The sequence below is a fragment of the Lewinella cohaerens DSM 23179 genome, assembly GCF_000379805.1.
GTDB classification, from domain to species: domain Bacteria; phylum Bacteroidota; class Bacteroidia; order Chitinophagales; family Saprospiraceae; genus Lewinella; species Lewinella cohaerens.
The window spans coordinates 117,756-134,457 of the sequence record NZ_KB903538.1 but is presented as its reverse complement, the minus strand read 5'-3'; the positions used below and the strand labels follow the sequence as shown (position 1 = coordinate 134,457).

The 16,702-nt window shown below is 44.2% G+C and carries 15 protein-coding genes; 10 read left to right on the top strand and 5 right to left on the bottom strand.

Annotation, left to right across the window (positions count from 1 at the left end):
- Positions 1-11: 11 nt before the first annotated feature.
- Positions 12-914: an oxygen-dependent coproporphyrinogen oxidase gene (gene hemF / locus A3EU_RS0108755; protein WP_020535769.1), complete on the top strand. Its 903-nt coding sequence runs from the start codon at positions 12-14 to the stop codon at positions 912-914.
- Here hemF and A3EU_RS0108750 read toward each other — a convergent pair.
- Both A3EU_RS0108750 and A3EU_RS29865 read right to left on the bottom strand, forming a co-directional pair.
- Complete coding sequence (locus A3EU_RS0108750; protein WP_026211300.1) at positions 908-1,399, bottom strand: hypothetical protein; 492 nt, start codon at positions 1,397-1,399, stop codon at positions 908-910. The genes hemF and A3EU_RS0108750 overlap by 7 nt on opposite strands.
- A 13-nt stretch (positions 1,400-1,412) precedes the next feature.
- On the bottom strand, positions 1,413-1,913 hold the full coding sequence (locus A3EU_RS29865) for a hypothetical protein (protein WP_020535767.1): 501 nt from the start codon (positions 1,911-1,913) through the stop codon (positions 1,413-1,415).
- Positions 1,914-1,970: 57 nt separating this feature from the next.
- Here A3EU_RS29865 and A3EU_RS0108740 point away from each other — a divergent pair, with 57 nt between their 5' ends.
- Both A3EU_RS0108740 and A3EU_RS0108735 read left to right on the top strand, forming a co-directional pair.
- Positions 1,971-2,963: a long-chain-fatty-acid--protein ligase gene (locus A3EU_RS0108740; protein ID WP_020535766.1), complete on the top strand. Its 993-nt coding sequence runs from the start codon at positions 1,971-1,973 to the stop codon at positions 2,961-2,963.
- A 341-nt stretch (positions 2,964-3,304) separates the two neighbouring features.
- Entirely contained in the window at positions 3,305-4,369 is a 1,065-nt protein-coding gene (locus A3EU_RS0108735; protein ID WP_020535765.1) for a saccharopine dehydrogenase family protein, read from the top strand.
- Between the two features lie 58 nt (positions 4,370-4,427).
- Here A3EU_RS0108735 and A3EU_RS0108730 read toward each other — a convergent pair whose 3' ends face one another.
- Entirely contained in the window at positions 4,428-5,231 is an 804-nt protein-coding gene (locus A3EU_RS0108730) for a hypothetical protein (protein ID WP_020535764.1), read from the bottom strand.
- A gap of 110 nt (positions 5,232-5,341) precedes the next feature.
- Between A3EU_RS0108730 and A3EU_RS0108725 the strand changes: the two genes are divergently transcribed.
- From A3EU_RS0108725 to A3EU_RS0108715, 3 genes are read left to right on the top strand one after another with little or no spacing between them, the layout of a single operon-like run.
- Positions 5,342-7,447, top strand: a complete 2,106-nt coding sequence (locus A3EU_RS0108725) for a heavy metal translocating P-type ATPase (protein WP_020535763.1) — start codon at positions 5,342-5,344, stop codon at positions 7,445-7,447.
- Positions 7,448-7,468: 21 nt separating this feature from the next.
- Complete coding sequence (locus A3EU_RS0108720) at positions 7,469-7,885, top strand: acyl-CoA thioesterase (protein ID WP_020535762.1); 417 nt, start codon at positions 7,469-7,471, stop codon at positions 7,883-7,885.
- Entirely contained in the window at positions 7,872-8,867 is a 996-nt protein-coding gene (locus A3EU_RS0108715) for a YihY/virulence factor BrkB family protein (protein ID WP_020535761.1), read from the top strand. The genes A3EU_RS0108720 and A3EU_RS0108715 overlap by 14 nt, the downstream gene beginning before the upstream one ends.
- On the opposite strand, the gene A3EU_RS0108710 is transcribed toward A3EU_RS0108715, so the two are convergent.
- Positions 8,864-9,832, bottom strand: coding sequence for an AraC family transcriptional regulator (locus A3EU_RS0108710; protein WP_020535760.1), 969 nt, complete (start codon positions 9,830-9,832; stop codon positions 8,864-8,866). The two genes, A3EU_RS0108715 and A3EU_RS0108710, sit on opposite strands and share 4 nt — an antisense overlap.
- Before the next feature lie 102 nt (positions 9,833-9,934).
- On the opposite strand from A3EU_RS0108710, the gene A3EU_RS0108705 reads away from it, so the two are divergent.
- From A3EU_RS0108705 to A3EU_RS0108690, 4 genes are all read left to right on the top strand, one after another.
- A complete protein-coding gene (locus tag A3EU_RS0108705) occupies positions 9,935-11,251 on the top strand; it encodes an MGH1-like glycoside hydrolase domain-containing protein (protein WP_020535759.1) in 1,317 nt (438 codons plus the stop codon).
- A 52-nt stretch (positions 11,252-11,303) separates the two neighbouring features.
- A complete protein-coding gene (locus A3EU_RS0108700) occupies positions 11,304-12,872 on the top strand; it encodes a sodium:solute symporter family protein (RefSeq protein ID WP_020535758.1) in 1,569 nt (522 codons plus the stop codon).
- A 45-nt stretch (positions 12,873-12,917) separates the two neighbouring features.
- Entirely contained in the window at positions 12,918-14,030 is a 1,113-nt protein-coding gene (locus A3EU_RS0108695; protein ID WP_020535757.1) for a glycerate kinase, read from the top strand.
- Positions 14,031-14,277: 247 nt separating this feature from the next.
- Positions 14,278-15,366, top strand: coding sequence for a putative type IX sorting system protein PorV2 (locus tag A3EU_RS0108690; RefSeq protein WP_020535756.1), 1,089 nt, complete (start codon positions 14,278-14,280; stop codon positions 15,364-15,366).
- Positions 15,367-16,029: 663 nt separating this feature from the next.
- Here the strand turns inward: A3EU_RS0108690 and A3EU_RS0108680 are convergent.
- On the bottom strand, positions 16,030-16,665 hold the full coding sequence (locus A3EU_RS0108680) for an LON peptidase substrate-binding domain-containing protein (protein WP_020535754.1): 636 nt from the start codon (positions 16,663-16,665) through the stop codon (positions 16,030-16,032).
- Positions 16,666-16,702 lie beyond the last annotated feature (37 nt).

The window sequence follows — 16,702 nt, the reverse complement described above, 5'->3', positions numbered from 1 at the left end:
CGTAAGGTTTTATGACCAAAGAACAGATAGCCCACTGGTTTCAGTCTTTACAAGATTGTATTTGTAGTGATTTGGAAGCAGCTGACGGAGAAGGAAGGTTTCTGGAAGATCAATGGGAACGCCCTGGCGGTGGTGGTGGACGCAGTCGCGTGATTCATGGCAAACACCTTGAGAAAGGCGGCGTTAACTTCTCTGCTGTGCATGGAGAGTTGTCTACAGCTGCGGCTAAATCCTTGCACCTGGGCGAAGGAGGCCCATTTTTTGCTACAGGTGTGTCTATTGTTTTACATCCACGCAGCCCGCGAGTGCCCATTATCCACATGAATGTCCGATATTTTGAGATGGATAACGACCGCTGGTGGTTTGGTGGTGGGATCGACCTCACGCCTCATTATGTTGTTCCGGAAGACGCTACCTGGTTTCATCAGCAACTAAAGGCCGTTTGTGATGATGCTCATCCAGGTTATTACCCTCGTTTCAAAACTTGGGCTGACGATTACTTTTATCTCAAGCACCGAAAGGAAACGCGTGGGGTAGGGGGCATCTTCTTTGACCGCTTGGGATCTGATGCCGAATTGTCAAAAGAGGAGCTGTGGCAGTTTGTACAAAATGTCGGCGATACTTTTGCACCAACTTATATCGAGTTGATGAAACGTCATCAAGCGGAAACCTTTACCGAGAACGAAAGCCACTGGCAGCGTATTCGTCGTGGCCGCTACGTAGAGTTCAACCTCGTTTGGGACCGTGGCACCAAGTTTGGTTTAGAAACTGACGGACGCACAGAAAGCATCCTCATGAGCTTGCCTCCCCTGGCAGGTTGGGAATACAATTACCAAGTGGAACCCGGAAGTAAAGAAGCTTTTACGCAGGAATATTTGCGTAAAGGGATTGATTGGGCTGATGAGACTTACTGACAAATCACCTGAATAGTCTCTGTACTAATTCGATTACTCAGATTTCCTGCGCGATCCCGGATTTGAATTTCATAGGAGAAGTTCTCTACAGGGTTTAGGGGAGTGCCAAAACAAGGAAATTGATTCTCGACACAGCAAATACCACCGTTTACATTCTTAATACGAATGGTGATTTCACCACGGATACCGTTACTGGTGCCTTCTTCTGAGATTGTTGGGATTTTGTATTGGTTAGTGATGGTCGGTATCCGGCTATCGAACAGAAAAACATCGGTAGAATCTTCCAGACTAATATCTCCGTCTCCATCCGTAAAAGAAAAATAGATCTCCAAGGTGTCATTTCCTAAAGGCTCTTGCAGTACCGCCAGTTTATTGACGCCTAAATACTCAATTACGGGAGTAATTGGATAGCTAGGAGCTTGTGCACAGGAGAACATTAAACCCCAGCATACTAATGCCCAACCGGTAATTTTGCAATAGCTCATAGCTTGTCGTTTTCTATAATCGGCAAATAATATCAATCGTTTCCGTACGAATTCGGTTACTCAGGTTGCCAGCACGGTCCCGGATTTGAATCTCATAAGAGAAAGTATCAATGGCATTTTGCGGATTACTGGGGCAGGGGAATCCGTTCTCTATACAACAAATACCGGTATTCGCACTTTGGATATTAATGGTGATTTCTCCACGAATACCATTGCCGGTGCCATCTTCAGGAATGGTAGGGAGTTTGTATTGAGTAGCAATGCTAGGAAAGCGACTGTCATAAAGAAAAACATCGGTGGAGTCTTGGATACTTAAGTCACCATCCCCATCGGTGAAAGAAAAAACAATACTCAACGTATCATTAGGCAGTGAAGCAATGCCCTGGCGCACTTGCGGTTTGTTGATGCTTAAATATTCAATAACTGGCGTGTCCGGATAATCAGGTGGATTGACACATGCAATAATTAACATTCCACAAAGGAGGCAAAAGAGACTAATTGGCAGAGCTTTCATTTGTTCGTTTTTGATAATTGTGGCGCGTATCTTTGCGCTTCTAATCTAAATTAGGATATGCAGAGGTCTTCGCTATTAGAACGCATTAAGACAGTTAAAGATCAGCATTTTACAGCTTTAACATTGGATATTTTCCGCTATCAAGCCGAAAATAACCCAGTTTATTGGGAATTTCTGAAATTATTAGGAATAAAACAAGCTGAAATTCAACGGATAGAAGACATTCCCTTCTTGCCTATCGAGCTTTTTAAAAAATATGAGCTACAGTCTGGCCAGTGGTCGGTTCAACAAACGTTTACCAGCAGTGGTACAACAGGTAGTGCTACCAGTAAGCATTTAGTACGAGACACTGCATGGTATCTTGAAAATGCACGCCGAGGGTTTGAATATTTTTATGGTGATTTAAAAGAATTTGCGATACTGGCACTTTTACCTTCCTATTTGGAAAGGCAAGGTTCTAGTCTGATTCTCATGGCGCAAGATTTTATCGAACAATCCCAATCATCACTCGGAGGTTTTTATCTTTATAATCAGGAGGAGTTGGTCCAGCATTTACAAAACATTCAACAAGAACAGCCTGCTACAAAAGTACTTTTACTCGGTGTGAGTTTCGCGCTTTTGGATTTAGCGGAAGCCAATGCAATTGATTTGGGCAATGTGATCATCATGGAAACAGGAGGCATGAAGGGCCGCCGGGAAGAAATTACCAGAACAGAACTACACCAACGGTTGAAACTAGCCTTTCATCAAGAGAGCATTCATTCGGAATATGGCATGACAGAGCTTTTTTCTCAGGCGTATTCCAAAGGAGCAGGTTTGTTTTTGCCCACCCCGACAATGCGTGTACTTACGCGTGAAATTACCGACCCTCTTCAATTGCAATCCGAGCAACGAACGGGAGTGCTAAATATCATTGATCTCGCTAATTTAGATACCATCAGTTTTATCGCTACCGAAGACTTGGGCAAGGTATATCCCGACGGCAGTTTTGAAATACTGGGGCGGTTGGACGCCAGTGATGTTCGAGGGTGTAACCTGATGGTTATTTAATTAAGGTCTCTAGCTAATCATTTTATGTAACTTAGGGTCTGGCGAAGAATAACTTCCTCATTTGATACTGCCCTAAGCATGAAAGGTACAGCGTACCCCTTATCTCTATAGTCTTTTAGGTTTTTGTGAGGAGGTGCAGCGCACCGTATTATATTCAGCAGGATTATCTAGCTTCAATGGTTTTATTAAAGGTTAGGAAATATAGCACGGTGCGCTGCACCTTTTTTATGAGACAATATTATTTGCTATAGATAGAACGGTGCTCTGCACCAAAATCGCTAGCCTGAAATAGGGAACTTATTATTCGCCGACCCCTTAGTACAATAACAGGACTTTCACATATGGATGACAATACGTTTTTACTTTATGGCGCCTATGGGTATACCGGGCAATTAATAGTGAAGTACGCAGAACAATATAAGTTGCGCCCCATTCTTGCGGGCCGTAACGAAGGCAAGCTTCAAGAGATGGCCAATAACACAGGCTATGATTACCTGGCCTTTGATCTGGAAGACACTCATTCGTTAATTCATGCGCTTCAGAAAGTATCGGTTGTGTTGCATGTTGCTGGGCCATTTATCCATACGGCAGTGCCGATGATTGAAGCTTGCCTTGAGACAAAAACACACTATCTGGACATTACGGGTGAAATTGATGTTTTCGAGTTGGCCCACCGTTATGGCCCTGCTGCGGAGCAAAATGAAATAATGTTGATGCCCGGCGTCGGTTTTGATGTGGTGCCAACGGATTGTATGGCGAAATTTTTGGCAGAAAAAATGCCAGAAGCAGAACAACTGGAACTGGCCTTCACGATGCAGGGGGGGAGTGTATCCAGAGGAACGGCCAACACCATGATTGAAGGCCTGGGTAGTAGCGGGAAAATGAGACAACAAGGCCGAATTATAGAAGTTCCAGTAGGTCATGTTGCCAAAAAAATCCCTTTTTGGGAGGACTACACCCGCTTGGCGATGTCTATTCCATGGGGTGATGTAAGTACTGCTTATTATACGACTGGAATACCGAATATCATTACCTACACAAAGGTTTCTCCGGCAACCCATCGCTCTACTAAATGGCTGCCCTATATTGCTTGGTTTCTGCGATTGTCCTGGGTGCGAAATATAGCTCGCCGAAGAGTAAAAGCAGGGCCTGCCGGTCCTAATGACAAAGAAAGAGAAGAAGGAAGAAGCCTGGTTTGGGGGCAGATTACTGCCGAGAATGGCGATACGCTTTCTGCACGATTTATTGGCCCTGAAGGCTATACGCTCACCGCGCACAGTAGCTTAATTATTACCAGAAAGGTGCTTAATGACGAAGCTTATCCTGGGTTCCAAACGCCTGCTGGTGCGTATGGTGACGACTTGGTGATGGAAATCGCAGGCACGCATCGGGAAGTCATCAAGTAAGCGGTTTCTGGCTTTTAGTTTTTTTCTTAAAAAACTAAAAGCCAGAAACGCAGTCAATCTATTCTTCCGCTTTATCTTCTGCCAGCGTAATAGTACGACTCACAGGATTTAGTGGTGTATCAACGGTTTTACCTTCCGCATCTACCAAGGTCAATGTTACGGTATGCTCGCCCATAGGCATTCCTTTGAGGAAGTAAGGCTGCCAGGTGTCGATCATGAACGTTTCTCCAGCAACTTCTGCTTTAACCTTATAGTCGTCACCAAGGGTAACGTTGGCCAGGTAAAAGTCGAGCATCAAGTTTTCGGTATCCTTTCCGGTGTATGTGCCTTTAGGGCGGCTGTAAAACAGCATAGGCTCGGTAACGGGCTCCCAGGACGTTGTTTTGCCCGTTTTGTCGATGGTTGTTTTTGTTACTCTGGAAGCTTCAGCATGTTTTATGCTTTCGTGATAAGAACGACTGAGGAAGGCTAAGACATAATGCTCTCCTTCCGAAATAGTGTAGTCAAACTGAGCTTCGTACTTAGCAACATAGGGCTCATTGTCAAGAATTAAATGAATGTGTTGCCCTTTTGCGGAGTTCGCGCACATTTTTTGCTCGGCATCATTGGTTTGTGCGCCTAGTTCATAACCATCTTTACCACCATCTATAGTAAAGACAAATTGATTGCCATTATTATAATCCATTGTTTTGATTGCAGCATCCGGAAAATCTGGAGAAGCCGGCATAGGGCTGATTGTAACTTTCGTTTCAACGACAGCAGGTGCTTCCATTTCTTCGGTCGTAGAATCTGTTGTTTCCGTTCCACCACCACAGGCTACGGAAAAAATGGCTAAAAAGGCTAAAAGAATGAATGTTCTCATATTATAATTGATTTATGAAATTGAGTTGCATGCTTTTTCGCCACATCTTTGCAGCAAAGGGCACTTCCTTATAAAACTACCGCTAATTTAAAGATGTTCACCAATATACCATGGGAAAAGAATTAATAGAACTTAAAGTAGATGGCATGGACTGCAATAATTGCGCCATGAGCATCTCCCGTTACCTTGAACGCAAAGGCCTGGAAGACGTTTTTGTAAACTTCCAAACCAAAGAAGTCCGTTTTGCTTCTGGGGGTGGAGACTTAGGTCTTGATAAAATCAAGTCGGGGATTGAAAAACTAGGCTACACTGTTTTAGAAGAAGAGCCAGAGCCTGTTTTTTGGACCTTTGACAAGAAGTTACTCGTTAGCGCTTTGTTTACGCTACCGTTATTATTGGGGCATTTGTTAATGATGGTGGGATGGGCACCCGCCTGGTTGATGAACCCTTGGGTACAGCTTGGCCTTACGCTTCCTCCTTTCATTATTGGCGTGGTACACTTTGGTGGTAGTGCATTGAGTAGCTTACGCGGCGGAGTGCCCAATATGGATGTATTGATCTTTTTGGGCAGTACCGCAGCTTTTGTCTATAGTGTGTTTGGGCTTGTTTTGCAAAACCCTGATTATTACTTTTTTGAAACGGTTGCTACGATCATAACCTTGGTACTGTTGGGCAATTGGTTGGAGAAACGAGCAGTGGCCCAAACAACAACTGCTATCGGTGAACTCACACAGTTGCAAGCCACCTCGGCGCGAAAAATTCTCCCTTCTGGTCAGCTGGTAGAAATACCTCAGAAAGAATTAAAGATCGGAATGCTCCTTCAGATCAACGAGGGGGATCGTATTCCCGCAGATGGAACGCTCGTTCAAGGAGAAGGCCTTGTAGACGAGAGTATGCTCACAGGTGAAAGTATGCCTGCGGCAAAGGAATTGTCTGCTGAATTGATTGGCGGCAGTCTTCTCCTCAAGGGAAACCTACAAATGAAGGTAACTGCCAGCGGAAAAAATACGGTGCTGGAGCAAATGGTAGAGTTGGTGAAAACTGCTCAGCAGGATAAGCCCCCTATTCAGCAATTAGCGGATAAAATCAGTGCAATATTTGTTCCTGCAGTCGTTGGTATTTCTCTGCTCACTTTTCTACTTGGGCATTTTGCCTTTGGGCTTACCGCAACCCAGGCCTTGCTCAATGCCATTGCGGTACTCGTTATTTCCTGTCCATGCGCAATGGGCCTCGCAACGCCTACCGCTGTGATGGTAGGTGTAGGGCGATTAGCAAAACTAGGGGTGTTGATTAAGGGTGGCCGTACCGTAGAGCAATTGGCGACCATCAAGAATATTGTCTTTGACAAAACAGGCACTTTGACGACCGGGAAGTTTCGGGTAGAAAAAGCTGAATATCCAACCGGAGAAATGAAAAAAGCCAACAGCCTGGTTTGGGCAATGGAGCAATATTCAAGCCACCCCATTGCCGTTTCCTTGCGGGAGGCACTAGAGGGGATGCCCCGAGCGGAAGCCTTGTCGGAACTAAGGGTAGAAGAAGAAAGAGGTATCGGCATGACCGCCGTCGATGAAACGGGCATCCGTTATCGGCTCGGCTCGAAGCGCCTCTTGGAGAACGATGCAGACTGTGACGGGGATATTTTTTTGCTTAGGGAAAAAGACGTTCTCGCGGTATTTAAGCTAGGTGATGATTTGAAAAAAGGAGTAAGCGAAGCCATTCAGGCTCTTGAAGGGCAAGGGCGGAATTCTTTTATTCTCAGCGGAGATAGAGCGGATAAAACCCAAATGCTGGCTGAGAAAATTGGCGTAAAAGAGTATCACGCTGAAAAGCTTCCTGCTGAAAAATTATCAATCATTAAAAAGATCAGTGAAAAGCACCCCACTGCAATGGTAGGCGATGGGATCAATGATGCGCCTGCGCTTGCACAAGCTGACCTGGGAATATCCTTGAGCAGCGCTTCTCAGGTGGCTATTCAGTCGGCCAAGGTTGTCTTGCTGAAAGGGCGTATTGATGTACTACCAGAGGCATTTGGGATCGCTGAGAAAACGGTAGAAACGATCCGGCAAAACCTCTTCTGGGCCTTTGCTTACAACATTGTAGCCATTCCTATTGCGGCAATGGGGTTCCTCAATCCGATGTGGGGCGCTTTGTTTATGGCCTTCTCTGATGTGGTCGTTATTGGCAATTCAATACGTCTGAAATACAAAAAAGTGTAGACAAAGTGCTAGTTTTGTCAAATGCTAACACACGAATGTACTAAGCGCGTACGCTACGGTGAAACCGATCAGATGGGGTACCTCTACTACGGGAATTATGCCCAATATTACGAAATAGGCAGAGCGGAGATGATCCGGTCTTTGGGTTTGAGTTACCGAGCCATGGAGGAGGAGCACAATGTGTTGATGCCTGTAATGACCTTGCAGTGTCGCTACGTCCGGCCGGCGCTTTATGATGAATTAATCACCATTCGGTCGACTTTGCGGCATCTTCCGCAGAAAACCATCACCTTTTACATGGAGTTGTTTAATGAAAAGGGTAAATTGGTGAATGGTGGTTCGGTAAAGCTCTGCTTTATTGATGCCAAGACCAATAAGTCGATTGAAACACCATCCTATTTGTTGGAAAAACTGAAGCCTTACTTTGAAGAAGTTTAAGTGGCCTACTCCTAAGGAGATACAAGATTGGGTTTACAATTTGCCAATCGTCAAACAAGTTTTGGATTGGTCGAAAAGGACTTCGTTACCAGGTTTTTTTCGTGTGCCGATTTATGATGTAGTGGTTTTTGTATTCAATGAAATCCGCCGATTTGATCTGTTTACCCGAGCAAACAGTATTGCCTACAGTTTTTTTCTCTCGCTTTTCCCTTCTCTATTAACTCTTTTTACGTTGGTACCTTTTTTGTTGGATTTCCTATCTGGGGTTGTTCCAGAGTTGGCCAACTTTAACCATGTGCTTGAACAAGAGATTACCCGGGTTATGCCGGGGCAAGCAGGAAGCCTCGTGTTTGATTTTATTCATGAAATCACCGATACGCCTCGAATTGGGTTATTGTCTTTTGGTTTCGTCTTAGCCATCTATTTTTCTTCCAATGGGATGCTGGCCATGATGCGGAGTTTTGAGAAATCCTACCGCGATACCTTCAAACAGCGTGGAGGCCTTCGCAAGCGGGCTGTTGCTATCATGTTGACCGGATTGGTTAGCTTTTTGGTGATATTTTCTGTTATTTTCATTATTTTGGGTAGTCTTTTTATTACCTGGATCAGTGAAGTTGTACATCTTACGCAGGTTGGTGAGTTTGCCATTGGTTTACTGCGTTGGCTTTCGATCTTGATGGTTTTCTATTTCGGGATTGCTGTTTTGTATCGTTATGGTTCTGCAACCCATCGTCGAATGGCTGTTTTTTCTCCGGGAACAACTTTGGCTACGGTGCTGTGCATTTTGTCTTCGCTGGCCTTTTCCTTCTATATTGATGAATTCAACCGCTACGATTCCTACCACAAGTTCTATGGATCGATTGGAACATTTATCATTATTATGCTGTGGATACAGCTCAATTCTTTGATTCTATTGATCGGGTTTGAATTGAATGCAGCCATTGCCGTCAACAGAGATTTGAAGGCGGAACAAGATGATTAGCGGAGTGTACTGGTGTATTGCTGTCGAAAATTCTCTGGTGTCCGTTGCATCAACTGTTTGAACTTTCGATTGAAATAGGACACGTTGTTGAAACCACATTCGTGACATATTTCCCCAACCGACTTATCTGTATCCATTAATAGCCTGCCGGCATAGTTTATCCTAAACTCATTAATCATCTGAGTATAAGTTTTTTGTGTTTGTTTCTTGATTAACTTATAGAATGCCGCTTCCGAGATGTTTAATTTATCAGCTACTTCCTTGATATTTACCACCTTCGTGTAGTTTTGCATAATATGGTCGTAAACAATTTTTATTCTCCCCAGCTGAGTTTCATTGAACTCCAAAGCATAGGTTTCAGAGCAGATTGCTTCATATTGCTGACATGCTGCCAATAATTGTAGCAGTTCTAAGAGGTGCAAGAATTTGGATAAGCCTTTCTTCGCTAAAATTTTCCGCATTAGGCGTAAGGCTTTAGGTTTTACTTTGTCAGAAAAAGCAATCCCTTGCTTGGCTCGTTCGAAGAGAGCATGAATATGTCTTAACTCTGGTTTTAGAAAAAAGGCATCGCCCATGAAGTTAGGCATCATCTGCAAGACAATCTGACTGCATTGATGGTCGGTAGTGAATCCATGTGGCAGGTTAGAACCCAGTAGTACAAGGTCTCCCTTCTGGTAGTCGTCGATCTGATTACCAACAAATCTTCTTCCATTACTTTTTAGGGTATAGCAAATTTCTATTTCAGGGTGAAAGTGCCAAGCTTGGCTTAGCAAGGGGCGGCTATTTCTATTCACCATCCTTGCGGTAAAGGACTGCTCTGCTGGTTCAATGATTTTTTCATACCCTGGTTTCATAGATACAATAATACCGACTTGGTAGGAATATTTGCGCAAAAAGTATAGAATAGTGTCAAAAGAAGATAGTTGACTGTTTACAGAAGCTGGTTGGCTAATATAATTTTGCATATTGTTTTATTTCAGTACTCAAGTGTACTGAAGTTGTATTGGTAAAAATTTTATTTTGAAAAATGGTTTGTTTGATCACGTTTTTTGTAAACTATTATTAGGATGTCTTATCAAGCTCTAGCTCAAGAAGCGGAACAAATACTGAGGTTGAACTGGCGCGACGGTTTTACAGTTCCTACCAACAAGCTCTATCCTTTTCAGTGGAACTGGGATTCAGGTTTCACCTGTTTAGGGCATGCGTATTTCGAGCCAAAATGGGCGATTCGTGAGTTGAATTCGCTATTATCGGGGCAATGGGAGAATGGGATGATTCCTCATATCATCTTTCATAGCGAAACAGAGACCAGCTATTTTCCCAATCATGATTTTTGGAATACCACCGTTAACGCTGGAGCACCACAAAAGCCTAAAACATCAGGGATTACCCAACCTCCGGTGCATGGCTTCATTTTGGAAAACCTATTGTCTAAATTTCCTGATGACGCAGCATTACTAGCTTTCGTGAAAGCTATTTTCCCAAAAGTGGTTCATTCTCATCGGTTCTTCTATACTTATCGCGATCCGGAAAGAGAAGGCCTCGCTTTCTTGTATCACCCCTGGGAAACAGGCCGCGACAACAGCCCGCTTTGGGATGAGTCAAATGCTCGTATTCAGATCGACAAATCGACCTTGCCTGCTTATACCCGCCAGGATACAAAGCTTGCAGACAAAAAAGAAAGACCCACCAGCGACCAGTACGACCGTTTCGTATACATGCTCGAATTGGGAAAAAAACACCAATATGATGGCGAAGGTATTTTTGAAGAAAGCCCAGTGCTTCTTCAGGATACGCTTACCAATGCTATTCTCATTCAATCCAATCAAAGCCTCATTCGAATAGGGGAGCGATTGGGTCTAGACACAGGAGAGTTGAAGGAATGGCAAGCACAGTCTGTTAAAAGCTTTAGAGAGAAGCTATGGAATGAAAAGCTGGCCACTTTTACTTGCTATGATCTTCGTAAAGAGGCTCAAATTGAATACAAGGAAATTGGCGGCCTGACAGCACTATCTGCGGAAATCGCGACAAAGGATCAAGCCAATAAGCTTAATGACTACTTGAATGACTTGCATAACAGAGGCTACTACCTGTGTCCTAGTTTCGATGTGGATGACCCTTTGTTTGACTCTAAGCGCTACTGGCGTGGGCCAATTTGGCCACAGATGAATTGGTTGATTTACGGTGGACTTAAAGCCTATGGTTTTATGGATACTGCCAAGATCGTACGGGGAGATTTCCTAGAATTGGTTGACAAGCTGGGTTTTTACGAATACTTCGAAGCACAGAAATCTGTAGCTGTTCAACTTGATAAAGGATATGGCGGTGGTCAGTTTTCCTGGACTTCCGCTTGTGTGCTGGATTTACTACACGAAGACGGATAACCTTCTCTTGCTCAGGCAGGTTTAAACTTATTTTCACCTAATTAGAAATACCATGAATACATTAGACTTAGTAATCATTGCCATTTACCTTGTAGGTTTACTGTTGCTTGGGCGGATGTTTCGCAACAACCAGAATAGTAAAGATTACTTCCTTGGAGGAAAGCAATTTGGCTGGTTGTCCCTATCGATCAGTACGCTTGCAACCCAGTTGTCAGCCATTAGTTTTGTTTCGGCACCGGCTTTTGTGGGCTTGAAAGAAGGCGGCGGGATGACCTGGCTTACGTATGAATTTGCGGTTCCCCTGGCGATGATATTTCTTATGGTGTTTCTCATTCCGACTTTGTATACCTCTGGTGTAGTTAGTGTTTATGCCTATTTGGAAAAACGGTTCGGCAGGTCTACTCGGCTGTTATTGAGCGGGGTGTTTCAGATCAGTCGAGCTTTTGGTACCAGTGTCATGATTTATGCCATTGCGCTTATTCTTACCAGTGTGATGGCTATTCCCATGTGGATGACAATTCTGCTTATTGGTATTGTCACCTTGATCTATTCACTACAAGGAGGGATGAAGGCCGTTGTTTATGGCGATGTCATTCAGATGGTGATTTTATTTGCGGGAATGGTGATTTGTCTGTTTTTTGGTTTACAGGCCGTAGGTGGATGGGATGCCTTTTTACAGCAAGTAGACCCAGCTCGCCTGGAAGTTGTGAACTTTGACAAGTTAGGTTTCCAGAAAGGAGAAGAATTTGGCTTCTGGCCAATGCTTCTTGGCGGTTTTTTCTTGTATGCTTCTTATTACGGAACAGACCAAAGCCAGGTGCAGCGATTGTTCTCTGCGCCAAACCTTCCCACGCTCAAGAAGACTCTGTTATGGAATGGCCTTTTGCGATTCCCTATCACGCTTGTCTATTGTATTATGGGTTTAGTAATAGGAACATTGGTGGTGCTCAATCCTGAATTTGCCCAGGAAATACCGAGTAATAAGCCTGATTTAATGATTCCTGTCTTCATCAGAGATTTCCTTCCGCATGGGGTGATCGGAATCTTGATGGTTGCTATCTTCTCAGCGGCGATGTCTTCTTTAAGCTCTGCGGTCAACTCATTAAGTGCGGCTTCCGTGGAAGACTTTTTTGCTTCGAAGAAAGAGCTCAGTGACAAGGAATATATGCGTTACTCAAAGTATACCGTGCTCTTCTGGGGTGTTCTTTGTATCGGCTTCGCCTTTTTCACAGGGGATATTGCAGAGACGGTAATTGAAGCGATTAACAAAGTAGGCTCTCTTTTCTACGGCCCTATTCTTGCCACGTTTGTTGCAGCAGTAGGCATCAAGAAAATCCACGGTAAAGCAGCTAACATTGGTCTTTTGCTAGGCGTTGCTGTCAATGTTTATCTATGGCTGTTTGTGCCCTCTATCTTTTGGTTCTGGTGGAATGCAGTAGGGGCAGTCGTTACCTTAGGAAGTGCATTGTTATTCAGCTATTTATTGCCAGGGAAAGGAGAAGAAACAGCTACAACTGATTGGAGTATGGAAGAACTACCTTGGCGTAAAATCGGCATATTACTCTTGTTCTTTGTTGCAATTATTGTCTTTAGCATCAAATTCCCAAGCTTCTTCAGCTAAACAAACCATCAAACCATCAAACCATCAAACCATGAAAATCGTGTCATGAAAATACTCCTTGCGCCTGATAAATTCAAAGGGTCACTAACCGCTCGCGCTGTTTGTGAGACCATAGCTGCCAGCTTGTCTTCCATAGCTCCTGGGTTAGAAATTGAGGTTCACCCTATGGCGGATGGGGGAGATGGTTCTTTAGAGGTACTTGTCAAAGCACTAGGGCTTAATGAAATGGAGGTAGCTACGGTCGATCCATTAGGGAGGCCCATTAAAGCGAGCTATCTCCACAATCAAAAGCAGGCGTTTATAGAATTGGCCAGTGCAAGTGGCTTGGTGTTACTAAAGGAAGAAGAACGCGACCCAATGCTTACTTCAACCTTTGGTACAGGCTTGATGGTGAAGCACGCTATAAATCAAGGGGTAACAGACATTTATTTACTGCTGGGAGGTAGTGCTACCAATGATTTTGGTCTTGGTGTCATTACTGCCCTTGGCGGAATATTAGAGGATGAAGAAGGAGAGGCTTTAGCACCTATCGGTGAAAATTTGATCAAAATAGCCAAGATTATTCCTCCTTCAGCAACATATCAGAAGACGAAGTTTCATGTCCTTTGCGACGTTAACAATCCCCCTTACGGAGAAAATGGTGCTGCTTATGTTTATGCCCGGCAAAAGGGAGGAACAGCACAACAAATTGAGGATTTAGATGCTGGTGCTAAACATTTATGCGCACTAATTAGCGATCAATTCGGAATAGTATTGGATAGCTTGCAGGGTGGGGGAGCCGCAGGAGCAACAGCCGCTGGAATTGTTGGTCTATTGGGCGGCGAAATTAAAGGCGGCTTCGCGGCATTAAGTACCCTGACCAAACTGCCGGAAAAGATAGCCGCCGCAGACATCGTCATTAGCGGAGAGGGCAAACTAGACGAACAATCGCTGCAAGGAAAGGTCATCGATGGTGTCGCCAAATTATGTGCAGCTCATCAAAAGCCGCTTTACCTTTTTGTGGGTATGAACGTATTACCCCCAAGCGCTCATGAAGCATTGAATATAAAAAAGGTATTTTCGGTAATGGAATATGCGACGAGCCAGGACGACGCGATGTTGAACCCAACTCAATATCTTCGGCAAATGAGCTTAGCATTTGCGGCAACAGGGTTGTAGTTGGTTAGTCTTGGAGGTGTGCGTCAATAATCCTTGGGCAAGTGCCCATTTGGGGCAATCAAAAGAAAACCTCTGCGTCTCCGCGTCTCTGCGCGAATTATACTTTCATAGATACTCTTGATAGTTAACCTGAATTTTTTCCTCTCCTTTTGTCATTTCCTCGACGGAGGCTGTTAAATTTGCCTTCTCGGAAGGGTAAAACCTCCACTTTTACGTTTCCTTGAGGAAAGCATCGAAAATTACGACTATGAGATATATTTACCTGTGCCTGATTCTAACGAGCACCTTGTTTTTTACAGAGCTACAAGCTCAAAAGTATTCCAATGAATTTTTGTCGATTGGAGTCGGGGCAAGGGCGCAGGCTATGGGCAATTCCGTTGTTGCGAGTACCAATGATGTCTATGCCGGGGTATGGAACCCTGCAGGCCTAGCAGCCCTCACGCCGGATGATGGCCTCCAGTTGGGGGCGATGCACTCTGAGTGGTTTGGTGGCGTAGGCAAATTCGATTACCTGGCCTTTACGTTACCAACGACCCAATCGGGCAATCGCCTCGCTTTTAGCTTGGTACGCTTTGGTATTGATAATATCCCTAACACGCTTTCTCTTTACGAAAGCGACGGTTCTATCAATTTCGATAATATCACTGATTTCTCCTCTGCTGATTATGCGTTTGTGGGCTCTTACGCCAAAGAGATCAACAAACCCAAAGGGCCTATCCGTTTTGGTGGTTCTGTAAAAGTGGTGCATCGTAGAATTGGCCCCTTTGCCACTTCTTGGGGCTTTGGTGCCGATTTGGGCGTGCAGGTCGTACGCGACAAGTGGGTTTGGGCCGTTCTTGCCAAGGACATCACCACCACCTTCAACGCCTGGAGCTTTTCCTTTACGGACCAGGAAAAGGACATCTTGGAACTGACCAATAACGAAGTTCCTATCAACTCTGTAGAGATCACACGACCACAACTCATCATGGGCGGTGCCCGTACTTTTGAGATCAATGAAAAAGTAAGTCTGCTTTCTGAAATGAACCTGATCTTCACCACCGATGGTCAACGTAATACCCTCATTTCTGCCGACCCTATCAGTATTGACCCTAGCCTGGGCTTAGAGATGGCTTATCGCAAATTCCTCTTCCTACGTGCCGGTATCAATCAGTTTCAGCGTGAGCTTGACTTCGGCAACGAAGAAACCCTCACGATGCGCCCCAGCATGGGCATAGGCCTCCAGTTGGGTAGCCTTCTCGTTGATTATGCTTACACCGATTTGGGAGATGACCAGAATACTTTTTCACATGTAGTGAGCTTGAGGTTAGGACTTAAGCCGAGGAGTAAAGAGTAGCGGTACGAGGTACTTGGATTTTGATTACCTCAAATTAGTGGTTCCTCTTCATTTTGTGGCGGGTGCAAGTTCTAGAGAAGTGAAAACATCAGTTTTTATACGTTTCCTAAACCATAGCGCATGTTCGTTTCCGAACTAACATGTTATATATCGCTGGTCTTCCGACCAGTAGAATACGATACTATAGTTTAGAAGACAACATCTCGTTTTTACACCCAAAATAGACTATAAGACATCTAATGGTAAAAGATAGTAATGAACTTATGCTGTTACCAAAAATGATGATGATTCGAGTCTTATTGCTGCTGTGTTTTTCGCTAGCTAGTGATGTTATGCTTTTCGCACAAGCGGATACGATTCCGATCCAAGCTAAACCACTTAATCCACCTCCATCAAAACTTTTCCTACTAATATCCGTTATTCTTCTTGCATACGAAAGAGACATCATGTACCTTTCAGCAAAACAAACCACGCAGGTACCCACAAGCGTTTTGGCTCTACACTTATTAAATTAGAGTTTGACTTTGCGTGTGACTAAGGCGGGCCTCAGTATCAACTTCGGTTGATATTCTCATTACGAGACAAGGGGATTACTGAACCACAACAGCGGCTCTAACCATGTTTTATCGAGGGTCCAAAACCACCCGGTACTTGTGTGGTGTTTTAAATTTCTGGCGGAATCAAATTCTTGAAGTGGCCATTCATCTTGGCCCTATCCCGCAAATTCTCCATCTCTTTTACAATCGGTAGGATGCGACTGATCTGCTCAATAATGAGCTGCTGGCGACTAGCGGCATTGAAGGTCGTTAGGAACTGATACTCTTGCTCGGGGTCGAAGCCTACAAAATGAGCAATATCGTAAGTTGTAAAATTACTGGCATCTTCAGGAAGGAGACGCTTGATTTTCATTGCAGCAAAGAGCCTTTTAGCATAAGCAAGAATTTGTTCGTTGAGATGAGGGGCTTCATTCAGGTCGATCTCGTAATCATTGACCAATCCACCCGCATAGGGCTTGTTTTCCAGCGTTGGATAAAAATCTTTGATTCTAAAAATGCCTAAAGCTTCCGTTTTGACATCCATCTCTCCGCCGGGGTAAACCTTCTCAATATTCAGTAACCTTACTTCTGTGCCAAATTCTTTTATCGAGCCGTTTTGGTAAGTGGGAATGCCAAAGGTGATACCATCCTCTTCGCAATCTTTAATTAGTTTGCGGTAACGCTCTTCAAAGATGTGAAGGTTGACAGCCTCACCGGGGAAGACCACAATCTGAAGGGGGAAAAGCGCAATTTGGCGGGGCATGTTAAATATTTTAGTCTTTTAATAGTTTGATTAAAGA